This window comes from Tychonema sp. LEGE 06208 (assembly GCF_015207505.1).
GTDB lineage: Bacteria > Cyanobacteriota > Cyanobacteriia > Cyanobacteriales > Microcoleaceae > Microcoleus.
Genome location: NZ_JADEWT010000002.1, coordinates 18,824 through 38,229, shown reverse-complemented (window position 1 = coordinate 38,229; position 19,406 = coordinate 18,824). Strand labels below are relative to the sequence as shown.

Below are 19,406 nucleotides of genomic sequence, written 5' to 3'. Positions count from 1 at the left end.
ACTGACTACTGACAACTGACTACTGACTACTGACTACTGACTACTGACTACTGATTTTGTTGACGAAATTCTGCGGGTGTTTGGCGCAAAGCTCGTTCTGGATTCCACAGGCCTTTACCCATGAGTCTCGCCCATTCTTGAGCGTTTAGGAGTCGCTGTTGATATTTCGTGTTGCGCGATCGCCCTGATGCCAAAACATAACCTTCTTTGACTAGCTGTTCGTTGAGCAAAATTCCATCTTGCCACAAATAAGCTAATTTGCGATCGAACTGGTCTTTTTCTGCGATGTCGGATTCTAACAATACTTGTTTCCCCCCAATTAGTTGTTCTAATCTTTGTTTGGCTGCTTCTCCCCAAGGTTGCTGTTGAAAATCTGGTGCATCAATACCAATCAGTCTGATTTGTTCTAATAAGGCGATTTTGTCGGCTGTGCTGATAACTTCGATTGTTTGCCCGCTGAGGATTCTTTCTACTTTGGCGATCGTACCTTGGGGCATTTCTGGTTTTTGGCAGCTAGCTAACAACACGCAAAGGGCGATCGCACATAACCGATAAAGCAGCATTATTAATTGGGAATGGGGAATTGGCAATTGGCAATTGAGGGAAGCTATACTTTGGCAGGGAAAATAAAAGTTTTCTGTTTCGTAATAAATTTTCCCTTGTAGTGATGTCTCGCCCGCGATCGGCTCGCTCTGGTATAATTCCGCTACCGGATTTGAGATCATTCTTCATCCAAGGGCAAACCAACTCTAACCTTACCTTTACCGAAATAGCGACCAAATTGCAATTCATAAACTTCGTCTTCGTCTTGCGTCTCTACCTCAATGTTAGAACGGGGATAGCAGACGCACAGCAAAGCATAACCTTCTTTTTGCAGTTCCACAGAAAGCCCCATTGCTTCAGGCTGGTGCAGTTCCCCCGACTTGACGCGCACCGCACAGGCGGTACAAGCGCCGTTGCGACAGGAAAAAGGCAATTCTACTCCTTGGTTTTCCGCGCTTTGGAGGATGTAGCGGTCTTCGGGTACTCGCACTGTGTGGCGATCGCCTGTCTGTCTGTTATGAATTTTAATGGTGTAAGAACGAGTCATGGAATTTTAGATTTTAGATTTTAGATTTTAGATTCGGGTTTGGCAGGCAAAATCCTTGATATCAATGGGTTTGCGCTACGGCGAGGAGAATTCTATCCGCCCCGCGTGACACCCTACCCACATTAAACAACAAATTTATGCCCTTACCCCTTCCCAAATCTGATTTGTTCTGCTAAGATAGTTTAGCTGTGGCTAAATGAATAAATTTAGTCCTGGAGAGGTGGCCGAGCGGTTGAAGGCGCACGCCTGGAAAGTGTGTTTAGGGCAACTTAACGAGGGTTCGAATCCCTCCCTCTCCGTTTATAGCCTTTGTCAAAAAGGTAAGTTACAAGTTGAAATTACAGATTGGGGGATTGATGGATTGAGCGATCGATCGGTCAATCCCTTATCTTTTGCCAGAAATGTTATAAACCCGCCCCTCGAAAAAGCTTAAAAGTTAAGCCAGAGACCTAAAATCCCTGGCTTAACTCAACCTGAAATATCAACCATTCTACTGCTTCATATCGGCCGGAAAAGCACCAGCTTTCACCGCCACAGTCACCGGTTGCCCGCCGCGACTCAACTCAAGCTGCATATCAGTGCCTACTTTACTTTTTTCGACAATTTGCTGTACGCTGCCAGCATCAGTTACTTCTGAACCGTTAATTTTCTTAATCACGTCGGCAACGCGAACTCCCGCTTGTGAGGCCGGAGAATCTTTCGCAACTCCCAGAACTAACACGCCTTTATCGTCAGTCAGCTTCAATTTAGGGTTGGGATTTTTATTGAATTCTGCCTTGATTTGGGGGGTAATGCTCAACATCCGAACGCCGAGATAAGGATGTTCGGCTTTTCCGGTGCTTACTAATTGGTCGGCAATTTGTTGCGCCCGATCGATCGGAATCGCAAAACCCAATCCTTGGGCACCTTGAATAATCGCCGTATTCATGCCAATAACTTGACCGCGCTGGTTCAGCAACGGGCCACCGGAGTTGCCGGGATTGATGGCGGCATCGGTTTGAATAAAGCTGACGCGCTTGTCGGGAACGCCGACATCGGCGCTAGAACGGCCTGTAGCGCTAATAATCCCCACAGTCACGGTATTGTCCAAACCGAGGGGATTGCCGATCGCGATCGCCCATTCTCCCGGCAGTAACTCTTCAGATTTGCCCAAACTCACCACAGGCAAATTGTTAGCTTCAATTTTCACAACAGCCACATCAGTAACTGTATCTACCCCTAAAACTTTGCCCACAAATTCGCGACCGTCCTTCAGTTTTACCGTCACCGTATCGGCACCGTCAACAACGTGAGCATTAGTCAAAATGCGACCGTCGGAACCAAAAACAAAACCCGAACCGGAGCCTCGTTCTACCCGATTTCCCTGCGGTACCTGAGAGTCCGGCCCGAAAAAGCGCCGGAAAAACGGATCGTTCAAAACATCAGGCTGTTGGGTTTTCACCGTGCGAGAAGAATCGATTCGCACCACTGCAGGCCCGACCTCCTGCACCACTTTACTCACAAAATTTGAGTCTTGAGAAGGCAGTATATTTGCCGGGAATCCTGAGATTGGCGATGCAGCATTTGCAGGTTCAGCTTTGATGGCGTTAGAAGAGCCGGGAAGTGAAGAAGTTAGGGCATTGCAGCCGACAGTTGCGGTGGAGCCGATCAAAATTAGAGATAAAAAAGCAAGTTTTTTGGGCATAGAAAACTTGCGAGAAAGCTGAGTTTGATTAGGCATATTTTTGCTTGACATAGTATTGATATGGTTGGAAAATGGGCGAGACTTATAATTATCGTTTTGCATTTTTAGCACTACCGTGTAACTAACTTACAACTCAATGCTCTATAATTTTAATTCAAGCATTTGTTAGATCTACTTGCCTGGTAGGGTTTACCCTACAGGGTGGGGTAGAAACCGGACTGTACCCGGCTAATGGCTGATTGCTGTTTGCAAGGGCGATCTTTTGTCAGCACTGGCCAATTGCCACCTAAATGCGATAATACATACTACGGTAGCCGACCCGCATATTCCGTATTTTCTCGGAAGAAATCTTCATCGAATCAGTTTTGTCAACTTAGCGGTCGCGACTGCAATTAAATTAGTTTGCAGTCAAAACCTGAGTCTTGACTGCAAAGGCGATCGGGGTTATTTTACGGGCTGCGAGATCGTTCCCAATTTTAAAATCTCAAATCTAAAATAGTATTATTGCTCCATAGGTTCAATAGCATTAACCTCATCAATTTCCATCGATTTGTGCCTAGAAATTTCCCAAGCATCAACAGCATTCTTAATAAAACCGGCCATCGGCACCGCAACTATCAAACCTGCTAATCCCGCAACTTTCACCCCTATTAGCAGCGACACTAAAATCCACACGGGATTCAAGCCGATAAAACCGCCTAATAACCGAGGAGCGACCCCGCTTTCAATGACTTGATCGATTATGGTAGCAACAGCTAAAACTGTGACACCAAGCCAAAAGTTGTTTAATGTAATCAGCAAACTGACAACGCAAATACTAAAAGGTGCCCCGAAGGGAATCATCGTCATTACACCCACACCCAAACCGAACAGCAAGCCGAAGGGAACTCGTAAAATTAAAAAAGCCACAGTCATCGATAGTCCCATCAAACCCGCCAAAGTTGCTTGGCCGACGAAGTAGTTGTGGAAACTTCGCGCCAGCAACAGCCGCAATTGCAAGCTCAGTTTGGAAGGTAGCCACTTAAATAATCCTTCCCACAGGCGATCGCCGTGCAAGAGCAAGTAAAATGTCAGGACTATTGTCAGGAGAAAATTCACGGCACTGTCTGCCGCACCCAAACCAAATTTGAGGATTTCGCCCGTGAGAAACTGCAATTGAGCTGAAAGTCGATCGTTCAATTGAGCAGTTAAACTGGTAATATCAATGCGGAGATTTCGATTTTCCACCCACTTGTTAAATGCTTCAATCTGTTGCGTCCCAGAAACTATCCAAGTTGGCAGCCTCGTGGCGAGTTCAGTGACTTGATTGAGCAAAATAGGAGCCAGAGTGATAGTTAAAACCACTAATATCAGTAAAGTCAAAAACAATACCGACAAAACTGCCCGATCGCGCTTCAAACCATATCTGCGGAGAAAGCGCACCGGATAATCTAGCAAAAAAGAGAACACTGTAGCGACTACCAAAACGGTAATCAGGGCCCGAAAATATTCAAAAACCAGCAGCGCTAACCAGCAGTTGAGTACCGTTAGCGGAAAGAACAATCCGTAAGTCCACCAATGCGACAGTTGAGTGAAACGTCTCATCTAAGTTAACCCAGTTAAAATTGGAGATGCCTGATGCGAGATTGACACTGCTATTCGCGGTTCTGGGTCAACCATTTTATGTTGAATTTATTTATACCAGCCTGCAGAAAATCATCAGTTGCTCGACCAGCCGCAGAAATTGAGCTGCTGGCAGGCATTGCCTGCCAGAACCATCTTATATCGTTTCCGCCAGTATAAATATATTACCTGCGGAATAACTTACTTTTTGCTGTTGCTACCAAAACAGGATAGCGACTCGCGATTCAACCTTTTTTCCCGTGCCGTTCGAGAGCTAATTGAATTAAACAATCTACTAATTCTGGAAAAGGAATGCCGTCCGCCGCCCACATTTGAGGATACATACTGGTAGCTGTAAAACCTGGGAAAGTATTAATTTCATTAATCAAAACTTCTCCCGTCGATTCAATGTAGAAAAAATCTACTCGCGCTAAACCGGCTGCGTCTACAGCCAAAAACGCTTGAACTGCCATTTCTTGAATTTGCGAGGCGATCGCATCGCTAACTTTTGCCGGGATTGAGCAATCGGATTGTCCCTCAGCATATTTAGTTTCATAGTCGTAGAAATCGCTTTTAAAAGTAATTTCTCCCACCGTAGAAGCTTTTGGGTTGTCATTGCCCAAAACCGCACATTCTAACTCTCTAGCCACCACACCCGCTTCCACAATTATCCGCCTGTCGTAGCTGGCAGCGCTGTCGAGGGCCGCTTCTAATTCAGCGCGCGATCGAGCCTTAGAAATTCCCACAGACGAACCCAAATTCGCGGGTTTTACAAAGCAAGGATAACCCAAACTTTCCTCAATTTTGTCGCACAGTTTGGGGAAAACGCAAGGATTAGACCAAATATCGGAACGGTTGACAGCGACATATTTTACCTGCGGCAAACCAACTTGAGCAAAAGCCATTTTCATCGCAATTTTATCCATTCCCAGCGCCGATCCCAAAACCCCGGAACCGACAAAAGGAATTTGCAATAATTTAAGCAACCCTTGCACCGTACCGTCTTCACCGTTGGGCCCGTGCAAAACCGGGAACCAAACATCTACGGAATTAAAATTAGGAAATTGCGGTTGTGGAGAAGACAAAGCAGAGTTTTCGGGTTCTCCTTGTGCTGTTTGCGACTCTATTTCCAGAGATTTTCCTGTTTCTAAAACTTGTTGTGGTGTCGCGCCCGACAGCCAGCGGCCGTCTTTTTGGATGTAAAAGGGCAGAACTTCGTATTTAGAGGCATTTGCATCAGCAGCGAGGGCGCGGGCGATCGCCCGCGCCGAACTAATCGAAACTTCATGTTCGCCCGATCGCCCGCCGAAGAGTAACCCGATCCGCATCTTCGTCATTTTTCAATACTCCCGGTACTTTTTGACAAATATACACGCACTTAGCGCAGCCAACGCAGAAACAAACCGCCGATCCCTTCCCTCCCACTCTTCCTCTGTGTTCTCTGCGCCCTCTGCGGTTAAAAAATATATTTTGTTAGAAAGTAAACCATCTCTAGCCAAGATAAACTATACAGACTACTCCGGCTGTATAGGTTTCACAAAACTGCTGCGAGCCCGAACAAAACAATTACTCGGCCCCCCGACACCCTCACTTTTTGCCACAAAAAACCAAGGTTGATGTCGATCGTCATACAAAACCCCCAATCCGCTAGGGCCGAGATAAATTTCAAAATTCTGCCCTTGTTTCAAAGTACCAACAACAGGCCAACTGCCAATATTTAAATCTATCTTGCTCCCCGGATCTTCAATTTCCCGAATCGAATGAGATCCCATGCGGCAGTTGAGACCGTTCGGGTCAGAATCTACCACTTCCCAATATTGGTGCGAAGTTCTTGTATATTCTCCCTCTTCGTTTGGCTGCGGCAAATCAGCTTGTGAAGCAGACTGTTGTTCGTCGAATTCTGAACTTGGTGTCATGAATTTAAACCCTTTTTTGTTAATTTAAATGAGGACTTGCATTCCTCTCGATCGCACTATAGCAATCCTAAATGATTCGCAAAACTTGTAGGGGGTAGCGCCCCGTGCCTACCCCTGATTAACCGGGGATTTTCAAAGGGAACAGCCCTACAATAAATTACAAAACTGATGCGAGGATTGCTATAATCTTTATCTCAGGTGCTTGCGGGGCCCCTACAACATAATAGAGGTCTTGCACAAGTTCTGTCAAAACCCTTACAGCATTTCTCCAGTCAAACTAAAAGCGCGAATATCTGTAATTTTAACCCGCACAATTTTCCCCGCCAACTGTGCAATATCGCCCTTAAAAAAAGTGAGACGATTGCCGCGAGTGCGTCCCATCACCTGACTTGAATCCTTAAGATTCTGAACTTCCACCAAAACCTCCTCAGTACGTCCGAAATAGCGCTGCGATCGTTCCATAGCCGTTGTTGTGACTACATGATTGATTCGTTGCAGGCGATCGGCCTTCACCTCCTCACTCAACTGATTTTCCCACAAAGCAGCCGGCGTTCCCGGACGAGGCGAATAAGCCGCCGTATTCACCAAATCAAAACCAACATCTTCGATCAACTTCAGAGTCTTCTCAAACTGCGCCTCCGTCTCCCCAGGAAAACCCACAATCGCATCAGCAGTAATCGAAGCATCCGGCATATAACCGCGAATCATATCAACAATGCGGCGGTACTTCTCCTGAGTATAACCCCGCGACATCGCCTTCAAAATATCATTATCTCCAGACTGAAAAGGCACGTGAAAATGTTCGCAAACCTGCGGCAACTCCGCACAAGCCTTAATCAATCTTTCATTAAAATAGCGCGGGTGGCTAGTAGCAAATCTGAGGCGATCGACCCCAGGAACATCCTGCACAAAATAAAGCAAATCCGTCAAAGTATGCTGGTTGCTGCCATCCGGTTTCGTCCCCGGCAAATCGCGCCCGTAAGCATCAATATTCTGCCCCAACAAAGTCACTTCCTTGTAACCTTGACGGCCCAACTCCTCTATTTCCGCCCGAATAGCCTCCGGCATTCGTGACTGTTCAACCCCGCGAACATTCGGCACAACACAATAAGTGCAGCGTTCATTGCAGCCATAAATTACATTCACCCAAGCAGTCACCTTACTATCACGACGAGGCTTAGTAATATCCTCCATAATCTCAACAGCTTCAGTCGCCACAACTTGATTTCCCTGAAAAACTTCTTCCAGCAAATCTTCAAGTCGGTTAGCGTGTTGTGGCCCCATTACTAAGTCCAATTCCGGCACTCTGCGAAGCAGCGCTTCACCTTCCTGCTGCGCCACGCATCCAGCCACAACTAAAGTCAAACCAGGTTCTTTGCGCTTGCGATGAGCCTGCCTTCCCAGGTTAGAATAAACTCTTTGTTCGGCATTGTCGCGAATCGTGCAAGTATTGTAGAGAATCAAGCTAGCGTCGTTAGGGTCTTCCGAAAACTCAAAGCCCATATTTTCCAGAATGCCGGCCATCCGTTCCGAGTCGGCTTTATTCATCTGGCATCCGAAAGTAGTGATGTGATAGCGGCGGGGTTTAACAGTCATGGCGAATTGCAGGCAAATAAAAAATCTAGGTTTTCAAGCTCAACCAACTATTATAACACTTTTGTGGATAATATCATCTCCAGTTAATTCACCCACGCTCGAAATCGTTTGTAGTGAAGACTTTAGTCCTCTCTTTTTCTGAGGACTCAAGCCCTCACTACAAACCCAATTACCGAGGGTAATTTTGATAGACTACTATATTATTTAGAATCCAAAAAATGTAAAATTGTTTTAGCAATTCCTTGGGAAGCTAAGTAAGGAACTCCATTACCCACCGTTTTAAACATATTAGTTAAAGTCATATTTTCTGGCAGTGCAAACTCTTTGGGCAGAGACTGAATAGCCAGTGTTTCTGCAACAGAAAGCCTGCGAACTTTGTAGGGGTGCAAGTGAACTTCGTTATTGCCGTAACAAGCAGTCGGCGAATAGCGCCACCGGTGCAAACGCTTGTAAGATTTTTTAGAATCATCTCCCTCATCGACAGCAGCAAATCTTTTAATTCCCGCTCTTGGTTGAAAATAGTGTTGGGCATTAGGATGGTTTGCAACATCATTTTTTTGGAACCAAAACTGTGCTGTTAACTCTTGCGGAATGCTATCAGGACAAGGCAAAAAACTATCGCTGGCAAAGGCATTTATTTCAGGCCAAGGACAAGCAAAAACTTCAGATTTTGGATATAATATCTGATTCGACCAAGGAAATAAATTTTCAGGCAACATCGGGCTATTTTTATCTAAATAAATACCCATATTTTTAACAATATCTTTTTGGAAACCGATTAAAATAATCCTGTCTCTATCTTGCGGGACACCGTATTCGATCGCATTTATTAACCTTTCCACAAAAACATATCCCGAATCAGCCAACTTAAGCTTGAGTTCGTCGTAAAAAGCCTTATGTTTTTTAGTTCTCCACAAACCTTTGACATTTTCAAACAAAAAGAAATCCGGCTGCTGCTGACAAATCAATTCAATGTACGAAGCTGAAAGTTGACCTTTATCTCCTTCCCCACCTCGGTTTTTGCCACCAATAGAAAAATCAGGACAAGGTGGCCCAGCAATAAATCCTACAATATCGTGATGCTTGCGGGCATCCTGCATCAATTCGCGCAAATGAAGTGCTGGTTTTCCCTCTATAAGTCGAGTCACATCTGCTTCCTCTCCTTCGCAGTGTCCGTATTCTGGCTGCGGTAAATTCAGACACTGGCGAGAGTAGCGGTATGCTTGCATAAAAGGTGGGAAAATTTCATTGACATACGCTACATTAAAGCCGCTCAATTCAAAACCGAGGTCAAGGAATCCTGAACCGGAAAAGAACGAAAATATACAAGGAAGAGAGTGCATTAAATCATCCCATTTATTGAATAAAAAGCTTACTATAAATCCTGTAAATTCTGCACCTTTGACAGTCAAAAAATCGGCAAAGCCGGCTAACGAATATCACCACTAGACTTGCAATGTATTTAGTCGCTTGTCTCTCATAAAAAGCATCTGCGTTTATCTGTGTTTATCTGCCTGATATCTGCGGTTTTACTTAAAATCACAAAAATACGCAATTCAAATCTATGCTTAAAACCACTGTCCGCCTCGGAAACGCCAGTGGGGAAACAAAATCCGCATTAGTGTTTGCGATGCTAGATAAATAGCCAGCCACACTAAACTATAATGCAGTGCAAAAGCTCCCAAGTCAAAATCTTGGGCAGGTATTCCCGGCAAACCAATAATCTTGATTAAAAATAACACAAAAAGCGCTTCCCAAATCCCGGCGAGCAATTGAAATACACCGGGCCAATCTCGATCCCAGCGAAACTGCTGGATATAGATATATAAGGCATCCCAGCCGAGGCCAAAAATTGCTAGATAGCCTAAAATTAAGAAAAAAATTGAGCCGGATTTGGTTGTCATTAAACCCATAAAAAAGGGCAGTGTTACTAAAACGCCTACGGTTGCAAATAGCAGTAAGCGAGTTTGCCAGCGGCCGAATAGGGTGGGAGTCATGCGATTTTATATTTTATATTTTAGATTGGCCAAACAGGGAATTGGGCGGAGCGAAGCGGAGGGATTGGGAATTGGGAATTGGGCGGAGCGAAGCGGAGGGATTGGGAATTGGGCATTGGGCGGAGCGAAGCGGAGGGATTGGGAATTGGGCGGAGCGAAGCGGAGGGATTGGGAATTGGGAATTGGGCGGAGCGAAGCGGAGGGATTGGGAATTGGGAATTGGGCGGAGCGAAGCGGAGGGATTGGCCCGCGCAGGGAATTGGGCGGAGCGAAGCGGAGGAATTGGGAATTGGGCGGAGCGAAGCGGAGGGATTGGGAATTGGGCGGAGCGAAGCGGAGGGATTGGGAATTGGGCGGAGCGAAGCGGAGGGATTGGGAATTGGGCGGAGCGGAGGGATTGGGCATTGGGCATTGGAGCTAACAAATAACCAATCACCAATAACCAATAACCAATAACCAATAACCAATAACAAATAACCAATAACCAATAACCAATAACAAATAACCAATAACCAATAACAAATAACAAATAACCAATAACCAATAACTAATAACCAATAACTAATAACCAATAACCAATAACTACTGACTTCTTCAAATTAGCCGGGAGATTTATTTAAAATCCACTTTAACCATTGCATGAACGATCGCCAAACGCTCAATTTGCCGACACCCGGAACTCTGTCAACCGCCAGACTTTCAACAGAACGCAGGGCGGCGTATTGCAAGCCCAAAAAGCTGTCTACCGGCGCGTAAGCCCCGCCCAAAGTAATCGCGCCCGCTGCGTACACTCGCCCTTCTCCGTGGGTGGGGGAAGTGTTACGCAATTCGGGGACTTCAAAATTTTTGTGCACGCTCAGCCGCCCCAAATTGTTGAGGGGAAGATTGTATTGAACTACCAAATCGTTTAACAGGGGACTGGTTTTTACTTTAGCGTCCAAACCCGTAGCATCAATAATAAAATCAGCTTCTAACTTAATTTGCCCCTTGAGTTCTTTTTCCTGAATGTACGTCACGGTGCGGTTTTGAATGTCGCGCTCGACTCGCTCGACTTCGCCGAAGGTAATTTGATACCATCCTTGACTTAAACCTTCTTTGACTATCCGCCGCCAGTCGCTGCGGTTGGCTGTAGTGGTGCCGCCCCAGTCTGCGAGCAATTGCGGGCGCAATTCTGGTTGAGCTTTTTCTAAAAGTACGCGGAGTTCGCCGCCCCAGCAGGCTTTGGGCCAGTTGAAAGGTTGAAATTCGTAGTGATTTTCGACTCTTCGCTGAGCGAGTTTAAATTTGTTACCTTGAGGTTTGGGCGATCGCATCAAATGCAATACTTGAATATTGCGGTTCCGCTGTCGCGCTTCGTAAATCCGCTGCACCACGCGCGAAGCCACAATTCCCCGGCCTCTAATTAACACGCTGCCGCCGCTGGCCTCCAATTTTTGGTAAACGCCGTCGTGGTTTTCGTAAGCGTTGACAACCGACTCAAAATCCTGGGTTTTTTCGCGGTAAGCTTGCAAATCCGGTAAAAATTGAATGGCGGGATAGCCCGTGGCTAAGTGTACGTATTTGGCGATTAAAAAAGCCCGATCGCGATGATCGGCATTCGATCGAGAATAAGCGATCGCGTACCTGCCGTCATCTGTTTTGCGAATGGCCCGCACTCTCCCGTAGCGAAACATCTGACTCCACCCAATTCGCAGAGTTTCCCTGTCAATCGCATCAAACACATTTCCGGCGCGAGGCGTATAAGTTTCGGCAAAAGTCGGTTCCGCAAACACCTGCCACATCAACTTTAGCGATACAATCAACCGCCCTTTGAGCAATTCCTGCCAAGCTTCCCGCAGGGCATAGGGAGGCCAGCCCCAAATGTTGTCTGGGCAAGCGTCAGAATTCGATCGCAGCCGTTCCCGCAGCGGAATTTGAGAATTTAGGCATAACCGGCGGTAGCGGGCGTAAGGCTGCTCTTCCAGGCCCAAAACCGCAATTCGATCGACTTTCACGCCGCAAATTCTCAGCAAATCCACCCACATAAAGCTGCCCAAGCCGCCCCCAACGGCGGCCCAATCAACTTCGACTACAGGGATTCCCATCGATTGGAGCGATCGCATGGTTATTTGATTCGCCTGCAAAAATGCGATCGGCGGAAATTCTCCGCTGCTAGCTGTTTGAGGATGTGGCGACACCATTGGCGGCGCGATCGACGGGTCTGGCCCATTGGTCTGCGGGTTAAAGAAAATGTGAGAATTGACAGAGTGGATTTCTGCGGAGTTCACAGCAAAGGAAATGCCGATCGCGTAGGGCCCGATTTGCAGCATATCCCCGTTGGCCAGCACGCACCGATTTTGGCGGGTACCGTTGACAAAAGTACCGTTGCGGCTGCCGGTGTCAGTAATTACGATACTGTCGCCTTCGGTAGCAATGACTCCGTGAAAGCGAGAAATTTGACTGCTGCTGAGGGCAATTCGAGAAACTCGTTTTCCGTTGATTGTGGCGGGCATAGCTTCAAAAATTCGTCCCAAGGCGATCGGCAAGTCGAGTATCGGAGAGTGACAATCCCCGGTAGTTGTGTCTTTCCAAGTCAGTCGCAGGCGCAAGGGTTGAGGATTCATTATGATGATTTTTTAAACATTAGCCGTCGGCTTTGAGCTTTCTGTGAAAAAAGATTTTTGAATTTGAGGGTTCTGGTTTGATATCAAATTCTCTCTTCATCGGAATAGTAAATTCACTGTTGACTGTTAACTGTTAACCGTTAACAGTTAACATCATGTATGAGTGCAACCGGAATTGAGATGAGAGCTGATCTCACAAACTTTAGTAGTTTTAGAGGCACGGGGAGTTAGAAACTACGCAGTTCGGTAGACTTATGCAGGAATTACGCATTAAAACCCAAGAAACCTGGTTTTTTGCCCTTACTCTGGGTGACAACGCGCTTTTTGGTAAAAAAAAACCGGTTTATGACCCCCCGTCCGTCTAGAAATATTCTGGTTGCTGGGCCCGATATTTCCCTAGAAACCGGGTTTATACCATTTAGAAAAAATGTTGCAACAATAAAATTGTTGGACGCAGTGAAACGGAGGGTTGTTTAGTTCACCCAATGTATTAAGGTGCGTCGCTATTAGATTGTCACTTTTTTTTAGAGATTGTCGATTTATCCATACCCTACATATACTGTTGCATTAATTTGGAAAATTGGTATGAGTAAGGTAAATGGGCGGATATATTTAAGTGTGGGCGGCTTCGGTTCACTTTACCCGCGAGATTTTGAAGGGAAAATGAGCTGGGGGAAACGCTAGGATTTTAGCGAGAGCATCTGGGACATGGCAAAAAGGATGTTTTTTTGAGAGCGATCGCACCTCAAATGCAAAGCACAGATGTACCAGATCCTAGCATCGGCGATCGCCCTAGCCTCTGTCTCAAATCAAAAATTAAAAATCTCGCCACAATCAAAAATCAAAAATCAAAAGCCATCAAGGAGAAAGCACCACACTCATCGCCGCCGCCAGAGAAGTACCGCACCACGGACACCCCGCACTCAACTGCGCGTAAGGCGAAACGCGGCTGCACTTGGGACACTGCAAACCATATTTTGAAGGCCCTGTCGGCGGGGAAGAACTTGGAACCGCGGGCCCGCACAGCAAAACTGTCTGCGGCGCGGCTACTTGTACCGCAGGCGCAGACACCACATCGATTTGCACTTGGCCTAAATGGATCCGGCTGTCGGATCTCAATGTTGCTTCGCCGGAGGCGAGAATTTTTCCGTCTACCAGCGGGGGATTGGTGGGGCGCAAATTCCGCACTGCATATTCTTGCAATTCTCGATCGAAAAATATTTCGACGTGAAGTCCCGATACGCTGCGATCGTCCAATACTAGATCGCATTTTGCCCGATCGCGCCCCAGTCTTACGGTTCCCGGATTTTTGCTCGGCTGTCCGTGTTGAATCGTCTGAGTTTGACGCACCCCAGCCTCTGTCCATGTTAAAGTTAGCTGGTTTATCATAATTCTATTGTTTCCTGAACATATAAAATATTTTACCTATTTATATCAACACTTATGCTCGTTTTTGGACTCGCGCGATCGGGCAAAAAAGCCAGGTTTCTACGACGAGTTTTGGGTTTGGCAATCAGAAATCTGCAAAGAAACCCGGTTTCTGACGTCACAATGGCGATCGCCCAATGTATACCTCTGATATCATTTCCGGCAGATTAACCGCAATTAGTAAGGTTCGCAGTACGGTTTTTGTTATGGTAATCTATCGGACTTGATGTAAAAAAATATTTTGTTAACTTCAACAAAAAAGCCCCTACTTTGGGGCTTTTCGTATTCCTATCGGCTTTGTTTGAGAAATCGAATCGCGCAGTTTGCCAGCTTTTTTTCCTGAAAAATTCTGCACCCGACTGGCGCTTTGTTATTGATTTGCCGGCGATTGCTTGCTAATCACTAATGGCTGCGGGGTTTTTGCAGTTGTCAAGCGGGGCGCTGTTTGCGATTTTTTGATGTGGCGATCGAACTCGCTGATTGCGGGAATTCGATCGCTCCACTTCCTCAAACGCGAGCGTTTGCTCGTTTCGTTGCAGGCAAAGGTTTAAGAGAATTAACTTTCGCTCTTGCGGCTTTTCTTACCACCTTCTCGACCAATTTGAGCCATGTGTTCCCGATTTCTACTGACAGCTTCACCACCTTTTTGACCAGCTTGTCTGGCTTCTTCCGAAGTAAATTCGTGGGCTGTTCCTTTCGCGTGTGCAGCTTTTCCACCTTTGCTAGCAATTGCGCGCTGTTTTTCGGCATCCATAGAAGCGAATCCGCGTTTGCTTTTCTCAGCCATGACTGTCTCCTTGTGTTTTTTCTGATTTTTTAGCTCGATCGCGCCTTCGCCTCCCACTGTAATTGGTATTTCCAGTCAGTGGTGAGATATCAGACGGTAAATTATCAAACGCCATCGCGCGAATTTAAACTGTTGGTTTAAGTCACAGAATGACTGTTTTGTAATTTACAAATGTGAACTAAAAATAGTTCACGCCCGGGCACTGTAATTAGAGCCGCCCATGTTTAAGCAGTTTACCGTCTTTCAATCATTCTATAAATCCCTCAACTTTTATACCTCTTTCTCAGGTATAGTCATTCTTTAGTTCGCTAGAAGGATGGAACCGAAAGCTGATTGGCGGTAAACTCAGAGGATTTTTCGACAAGGGGGCGACACTTCAAAAATTTCAAGTCTAAAGACGGATACTTTTTTGGTCTTTTTACTTTTCTTTTTTTGTGTTCCCACCCAAAAATCGATACTTGCTTTCCGACTTCACCCCTAGAGAGATCGAAATTTTAGACAAGAGTTCAATCTCCGGTGATTCACGGCGCTGCAAGTCAAATCCCCCATCGAAAATGCGAAAAATGCCAAAATCCACCTAGCCCTTCCGGGTTTGCCAGTTATTCCGCTGTTAGTCGATCGGCCGATCGAGTGGTTTCAGGCAAGCGGTATCTTGGGGTGCAGCACAGGACGTACTCGATCGCACTTATCAAGTTTATTCTGTGACCGATCGATACATAAATCGGTTTTACCCCTGTTTGCGTCCTGAGTGCCGCACCTAAAATCGAGCCATCCTCCAGCAAGGGCTGCCAACTGCCCCGTTCGAGTCCTACTTCTGAATGTTCTCCAATAAATCGAGTTTTGGCAACTCCGATCGTCGCAATTCCTGTCAAAACTCCCAAATGGCAGGCAAGACCGAACCTGCGGGGGTGAGCGAGTCCTTGACCATCGCACAATATCAAATCTGGTTTCAAACTGATATTTTCTAAAGCATCCAGGACTGCAGGCACTTCTCGAAAAGACAGGAAACCGGGAATGTAAGGAAAAGCTGTAGGACTGCGAACCACAGACTGCTGCTGCAATTGCAAGTCGGGAAAGCTCAGAACTGTGACAGCCGCCAGCGATAGGCTGTCTGCACTGTTGTAGCCGACATCTACGCCTGCGACATACCGAACTGTCTCAAGTTGATTTTCGGTAATTACCAATGGCCGGAGGTGTTCTTGAATGGCGATCGCCTCTTCAATTGTTTCGGGCCAAGGGTGTCGCTGCCACATTAGATATCTTGATTCAACCGTTCTCATCTAAGTTTAACTTATTTTCTGCCATTTTTCATCTGGGATTTTGATCCTTGGTCGTTTTGATGGGGGAGAAATTCAGGGTTTTTCACTGCGCGATCGCGAAGATGTGATTTTTTTAATGGCGCAACACCAACATTAGAAAAGACAACCAATACTATTTTTATAAAGATGTGCTGATGAAGTCTTAGCCCCCCCGATGTTTTGGGGGGTGGGGGATAATATCTAGCGCTACTTTATGAACTTGGTATCACAACGCTGGGTGAAATCCTACGTATTTTAACGCCAAGATACAATTTACGTGGCGGGCACCCAGAAAAACGCTAAAGTAAGAAACAACTCGGAAATTGTAAAGGTTTGCTTGAAAGTTCGGCTGATGGGAGATCGGGAAAACCAGTCAATTTCTAATTTAGGTGAAGTGGAAAGTGCGGCCGATCGCCATACGGCCTCAGATCCACTGTGGCTGCGCGATCGAGCTTTGGCAGTTACTAGCAACGCTATTATCATTGCTGATGCCATTGCACCAGACTGTCCCATACTTTATTGCAATCCTGCCTTTGAGCGGATCACGGGTTACTGCGCCGATGAAGTGTTGGGGCGCAACTGCCGATTTTTGCAAGGTTCCGATACCGATCGCACTACCGTAGCTAAGATCCGCGAGGCCTTGCGCCAAGGTCGAGAAATCCAGACAACAATCAAAAATTATCGTAAAGACGGCACTCCTTTTTGGAACAAATTGTTCCTATATCCCCTGCGAGACGACAGCGGTAAATTGACTCACTTCGTAGCCGTTCAGTCGGACTTGTCCGAACGCATAGAAGTACAGGAAGCTTTGCAGCAAGCTAACGACCAACTGCAAACGATTTTGGAAGCAGTTCCGGGAACAGTGTCTTGGATTAGCTCGGATTTGCACTATTTGGGGGTTAACCAGCACCTAGCCAAACTGCACGGTTTGCCGCCCTCGGCTTTTGTCGGTCAAGATATCGGTTTTCTGGGCGCGAGTGAGGATTTTCATTCTTTTGTGGTGGAGTTTTTTGCCGGCGACGCTACGGAAGCGATTAAAGAACTCAGCGCTAAGGTGAAAACCGACGGCGGACAGTCGGCGGGACATTATTTGATTGTCGCTCAAAAGTACGATCGGGGGAATGCAGCTTGTCTGGTAGGGATTGACATTACCGAGCGCAAGCAAGCAGAAGAAGCTCTGGTGCTGACTCGCAAGGCGGTGGAAAGTTCGAGCGACGCGATCGGCATGAGCGATGCCAACGGCACTCACATTTATCAAAATCCAGCGTTTTCTCAGCTATTTGAATGGGACACCGCAGAGGAATTGAAACTCGCTGGAGGTATACCGACAGTTTTTGTAGACCCCGCCGTCGCTAGGGAGGTACTGGACACGATCGCCCAAGGTTATTCTTGGTCTGGTGAAGTTACCAACCGCACAAAAAGTGGCGAAATTGTGCAAGTGCTGCTGCGGGCCGATGCTATTAAAGACCCCACGGGGAAAATTGTCGGTCTGATTTACCTGAATACCGACATTACCGATCGCAAGCGCACGGAACAAGAACTGCGGCAAAGCGAGAAGCGTTTTCGCTCGCTGATTGAAAATGCTAGAGACATTATTGTAATTCTGGACGAAAAAGGCTTTTGCCGCTATGTTTCTCCTTCCGCCGAGCGGATTTTGGGCTACCCGACGGCGGAAGTGCTCGGCCGCTCTGTATTTGATTTGATTCACCCTGACGAATTGCCGATGGTGGCTCAAGTTTTCCAAGGTGTCATCGAAATGCCGAGGGTTGGTATGGGATTGGCGGAATACCGAGTGTGGCACAAGGACGGTTTCTGGTGCGTTTTGGAAGCGGTGGCGACGAATTTGCTCGCGGAACCTTCGGTGCGGGGAATTGTCGTCAACTGTCACGACGTGACTGAGCGCAAGGCGGCTGAAGACCAATTGTTGCACGATGCTTTGCACGACGCGCTGACGGAGTTGCCGAACCGCGCTTTGTTGACTGACAGGTTGGGGCAAGCTTTTGCCCGCGTCAAACGGCATCCGAACTATCAGTTTGCGGTGCTGTTTCTGGATTTGGACAGGTTTAAGGTGATTAATGACAGCCAGGGACACGGTACGGGCGATCGGCTGTTGGTGGCTGTAGCCCGCCGTCTCTTGACTTGTTTGCGACCGGGCGATACGGCGGCTCGTCTGGGAGGAGATGAGTTTGTGATTTTGCTGGAGGAAATTCACGGTGTTGATGAGGCCATCGCCCAAGCAAAGGAAATTCTCAGGGCGATCGAACGACCGCTTTATTTAGAAGGTCATAAAGTTTTAATTACTGCTAGTATCGGCATTGCTTTGAGTACCGAAAAATATCAGTTACCTGGAGATATTTTGCGCGATGCTGATATTGCGATGTACCGCGCCAAAGCTCTCGGTAAAGCTCGCTACGAAGTGTTTACCAGTGCGATGCACACTCGGGCTGTGGCTTTGATGCACTTGGAACACGATTTGCGGCAGTCGGTTGAAGAACTGAATTTGACATATTCAATTGTGAATTTTGCAGGTGGGCTGGTGGGGGAAAATTCGCCTGTATGCGAAATCGATCGCCGGCGGGATCGTTTGAAATCACAATTGGCTCCTCCTCTTAAATTGGAATGTCCTTTTACTGTTTATTATCAGCCCATAGTTTGTTTAAAAAGCGGCTCTGTTATTGGATTTGAGGCGCTGGTGCGCTGGTTGCACCCGGAACGGGGTTTGGTTTCCCCGATGGAATTTATTGCGATGGCTGAGGAAACAGGCTTAATTATGCCTTTGGGTTTGTGGGTTTTGAATGAAAGCTGTCGCCAAATTATTCAGTGGCAAAGTTTGAATTTACCTGCTGACAATTCGCGTCTGACAGTAGCTGTAAATCTTTCGGGAAGACAGTTTTCGGCAACCGATTCGATCGAGCAAATGAAGCAAGTTTTGCAGAAAACTGGTGTTGATGCTCGCTGTTTGAAGTTGGAGATTACTGAGACTGTGGTGATGGCAGATGGGGAAGCGGCGGCGGCTATGCTTTCGCAGTTGAGAGAGTTGGGAATCGGGTTGTGTATTGATGATTTCGGTACTGGTTATTCGTCTCTGAGTTATTTGCACAAATTCCCGATTAATATTTTGAAGGTCGATCGCTCTTTTATCGGCCGCATCGGCTCTGCTGGGGAAAATTTGGAAATCGTGCGGGCGATCGTCATGCTGGCCCGCAGTTTGGGGATGGAGGTAGTGGCAGAAGGTGTGGAAACCGCCGTGCAATTGGCTCAAATGCGGGCGATCGGCTGCGAGTACGGTCAGGGGTACTTTTTCTCTAAACCTCTCGACAGCGAGGCAGCTACAGCCTTGTTGAGGCGATCGCCCAAATGGTAATCCGATCTACAATAGGAAATGTATCAAGGCCAACTAATATC

General features: G+C 46.8%; 17 protein-coding genes and 1 tRNA gene. 5 read left to right on the top strand and 13 right to left on the bottom strand.

Going from position 1 to position 19,406, the window contains the following annotated elements:
- Positions 1-47: 47 nt before the first annotated feature.
- Both IQ263_RS00975 and IQ263_RS00970 read right to left on the bottom strand, forming a co-directional pair.
- Positions 48-725 (bottom strand): thermonuclease family protein, encoded by a 678-nt coding sequence (locus IQ263_RS00975; RefSeq protein ID WP_339384835.1) that lies wholly within the window; start codon positions 723-725, stop codon positions 48-50.
- The gene (locus IQ263_RS00970; protein WP_194012927.1) at positions 722-1,090 is read right to left on the bottom strand and encodes a 2Fe-2S iron-sulfur cluster-binding protein; all 369 of its coding nucleotides are present in this window, start codon (positions 1,088-1,090) and stop codon (positions 722-724) included. The genes IQ263_RS00975 and IQ263_RS00970 overlap by 4 nt, the downstream gene beginning before the upstream one ends.
- 214 nt (positions 1,091-1,304) lie before the next feature.
- Between IQ263_RS00970 and IQ263_RS00965 the strand changes: the two genes are divergently transcribed.
- Positions 1,305-1,389, top strand: a tRNA-Ser gene (locus IQ263_RS00965).
- Between the two features lie 191 nt (positions 1,390-1,580).
- Here the strand turns inward: IQ263_RS00965 and IQ263_RS00960 are convergent.
- The 7 genes from IQ263_RS00960 to IQ263_RS00930 form a co-directional block, all read right to left on the bottom strand.
- Positions 1,581-2,825: an HhoA/HhoB/HtrA family serine endopeptidase gene (locus IQ263_RS00960; protein ID WP_228049703.1), complete on the bottom strand. Its 1,245-nt coding sequence runs from the start codon at positions 2,823-2,825 to the stop codon at positions 1,581-1,583.
- A 450-nt stretch (positions 2,826-3,275) separates the two neighbouring features.
- Positions 3,276-4,358, bottom strand: coding sequence for an AI-2E family transporter (locus tag IQ263_RS00955; protein ID WP_194065742.1), 1,083 nt, complete (start codon positions 4,356-4,358; stop codon positions 3,276-3,278).
- Positions 4,359-4,621: 263 nt separating this feature from the next.
- Positions 4,622-5,713, bottom strand: coding sequence for a D-alanine--D-alanine ligase family protein (locus IQ263_RS00950; RefSeq protein ID WP_194065741.1), 1,092 nt, complete (start codon positions 5,711-5,713; stop codon positions 4,622-4,624).
- Positions 5,714-5,890: 177 nt separating this feature from the next.
- The gene (locus IQ263_RS00945) at positions 5,891-6,292 is read right to left on the bottom strand and encodes a hypothetical protein (protein WP_194065740.1); all 402 of its coding nucleotides are present in this window, start codon (positions 6,290-6,292) and stop codon (positions 5,891-5,893) included.
- Between the two features lie 255 nt (positions 6,293-6,547).
- Positions 6,548-7,888 (bottom strand): tRNA (N6-isopentenyl adenosine(37)-C2)-methylthiotransferase MiaB, encoded by a 1,341-nt coding sequence (miaB, locus tag IQ263_RS00940; RefSeq protein ID WP_194065739.1) that lies wholly within the window; start codon positions 7,886-7,888, stop codon positions 6,548-6,550.
- Positions 7,889-8,088: 200 nt separating this feature from the next.
- Positions 8,089-9,231 (bottom strand): DNA cytosine methyltransferase, encoded by a 1,143-nt coding sequence (locus IQ263_RS00935; RefSeq protein WP_194065738.1) that lies wholly within the window; start codon positions 9,229-9,231, stop codon positions 8,089-8,091.
- A gap of 225 nt (positions 9,232-9,456) precedes the next feature.
- Complete coding sequence (locus IQ263_RS00930) at positions 9,457-9,885, bottom strand: hypothetical protein (RefSeq protein WP_194065737.1); 429 nt, start codon at positions 9,883-9,885, stop codon at positions 9,457-9,459.
- On the opposite strand from IQ263_RS00930, the gene IQ263_RS00925 reads away from it, so the two are divergent.
- Positions 9,884-10,306: a hypothetical protein gene (locus IQ263_RS00925; RefSeq protein WP_194065736.1), complete on the top strand. Its 423-nt coding sequence runs from the start codon at positions 9,884-9,886 to the stop codon at positions 10,304-10,306. The two genes, IQ263_RS00930 and IQ263_RS00925, sit on opposite strands and share 2 nt — an antisense overlap.
- 178 nt (positions 10,307-10,484) lie before the next feature.
- On the opposite strand, the gene IQ263_RS00920 is transcribed toward IQ263_RS00925, so the two are convergent.
- Positions 10,485-12,488: an FHA domain-containing protein gene (locus IQ263_RS00920; protein ID WP_194065735.1), complete on the bottom strand. Its 2,004-nt coding sequence runs from the start codon at positions 12,486-12,488 to the stop codon at positions 10,485-10,487.
- Positions 12,489-13,346: 858 nt separating this feature from the next.
- Positions 13,347-13,877, bottom strand: coding sequence for an FHA domain-containing protein (locus IQ263_RS00915; protein WP_194065734.1), 531 nt, complete (start codon positions 13,875-13,877; stop codon positions 13,347-13,349).
- 54 nt (positions 13,878-13,931) lie between these two features.
- Between IQ263_RS00915 and IQ263_RS00910 the strand changes: the two genes are divergently transcribed.
- Both IQ263_RS00910 and IQ263_RS00905 read left to right on the top strand, forming a co-directional pair.
- Entirely contained in the window at positions 13,932-14,087 is a 156-nt protein-coding gene (locus IQ263_RS00910; RefSeq protein WP_194065733.1) for a hypothetical protein, read from the top strand.
- Between the two features lie 221 nt (positions 14,088-14,308).
- Positions 14,309-14,467 (top strand): hypothetical protein, encoded by a 159-nt coding sequence (locus IQ263_RS00905; protein ID WP_194065732.1) that lies wholly within the window; start codon positions 14,309-14,311, stop codon positions 14,465-14,467.
- A gap of 5 nt (positions 14,468-14,472) precedes the next feature.
- Here IQ263_RS00905 and IQ263_RS00900 read toward each other — a convergent pair whose 3' ends face one another.
- Positions 14,473-14,703: a KGG domain-containing protein gene (locus IQ263_RS00900; protein WP_194012612.1), complete on the bottom strand. Its 231-nt coding sequence runs from the start codon at positions 14,701-14,703 to the stop codon at positions 14,473-14,475.
- 599 nt (positions 14,704-15,302) lie between these two features.
- Positions 15,303-15,956 (bottom strand): deoxyribonuclease V, encoded by a 654-nt coding sequence (gene nfi / locus IQ263_RS00895; RefSeq protein WP_194065731.1) that lies wholly within the window; start codon positions 15,954-15,956, stop codon positions 15,303-15,305.
- Between the two features lie 397 nt (positions 15,957-16,353).
- Between nfi and IQ263_RS00890 the strand changes: the two genes are divergently transcribed.
- Positions 16,354-19,365, top strand: a complete 3,012-nt coding sequence (locus IQ263_RS00890) for a bifunctional diguanylate cyclase/phosphodiesterase (protein ID WP_194065730.1) — start codon at positions 16,354-16,356, stop codon at positions 19,363-19,365.
- Positions 19,366-19,406: the final 41 nt, after the last annotated feature.

What these genes read in the sequence shown, in the direction of transcription:
- IQ263_RS00890 (WP_194065730.1), top strand. Translation starts at nt 16,354, where the DNA reads ATGGGAGATCGGGAAAACCAGTCAATTTCTAATTTAGGTGAAGTGGAA.
- IQ263_RS00925 (WP_194065736.1), top strand. Translation starts at nt 9,884, where the DNA reads ATGCGATTTTATATTTTATATTTTAGATTGGCCAAACAGGGAATTGGG.
- IQ263_RS00930 (WP_194065737.1), bottom strand. Translation starts at nt 9,885, where the DNA reads ATGACTCCCACCCTATTCGGCCGCTGGCAAACTCGCTTACTGCTATTT.
- IQ263_RS00955 (WP_194065742.1), bottom strand. Translation starts at nt 4,358, where the DNA reads ATGAGACGTTTCACTCAACTGTCGCATTGGTGGACTTACGGATTGTTC.
- IQ263_RS00950 (WP_194065741.1), bottom strand. Translation starts at nt 5,713, where the DNA reads ATGACGAAGATGCGGATCGGGTTACTCTTCGGCGGGCGATCGGGCGAA.
- IQ263_RS00975 (WP_339384835.1), bottom strand. Translation starts at nt 725, where the DNA reads ATGATCTCAAATCCGGTAGCGGAATTATACCAGAGCGAGCCGATCGCG.
- IQ263_RS00920 (WP_194065735.1), bottom strand. Translation starts at nt 12,488, where the DNA reads ATGAATCCTCAACCCTTGCGCCTGCGACTGACTTGGAAAGACACAACT.
- IQ263_RS00945 (WP_194065740.1), bottom strand. Translation starts at nt 6,292, where the DNA reads ATGACACCAAGTTCAGAATTCGACGAACAACAGTCTGCTTCACAAGCT.
- IQ263_RS00915 (WP_194065734.1), bottom strand. Translation starts at nt 13,877, where the DNA reads ATGATAAACCAGCTAACTTTAACATGGACAGAGGCTGGGGTGCGTCAA.
- miaB (WP_194065739.1), bottom strand. Translation starts at nt 7,888, where the DNA reads ATGACTGTTAAACCCCGCCGCTATCACATCACTACTTTCGGATGCCAG.
- IQ263_RS00960 (WP_228049703.1), bottom strand. Translation starts at nt 2,825, where the DNA reads ATGTCAAGCAAAAATATGCCTAATCAAACTCAGCTTTCTCGCAAGTTT.
- IQ263_RS00935 (WP_194065738.1), bottom strand. Translation starts at nt 9,231, where the DNA reads ATGCACTCTCTTCCTTGTATATTTTCGTTCTTTTCCGGTTCAGGATTC.
- IQ263_RS00910 (WP_194065733.1), top strand. Translation starts at nt 13,932, where the DNA reads ATGCTCGTTTTTGGACTCGCGCGATCGGGCAAAAAAGCCAGGTTTCTA.
- IQ263_RS00900 (WP_194012612.1), bottom strand. Translation starts at nt 14,703, where the DNA reads ATGGCTGAGAAAAGCAAACGCGGATTCGCTTCTATGGATGCCGAAAAA.
- IQ263_RS00970 (WP_194012927.1), bottom strand. Translation starts at nt 1,090, where the DNA reads ATGACTCGTTCTTACACCATTAAAATTCATAACAGACAGACAGGCGAT.
- nfi (WP_194065731.1), bottom strand. Translation starts at nt 15,956, where the DNA reads ATGTGGCAGCGACACCCTTGGCCCGAAACAATTGAAGAGGCGATCGCC.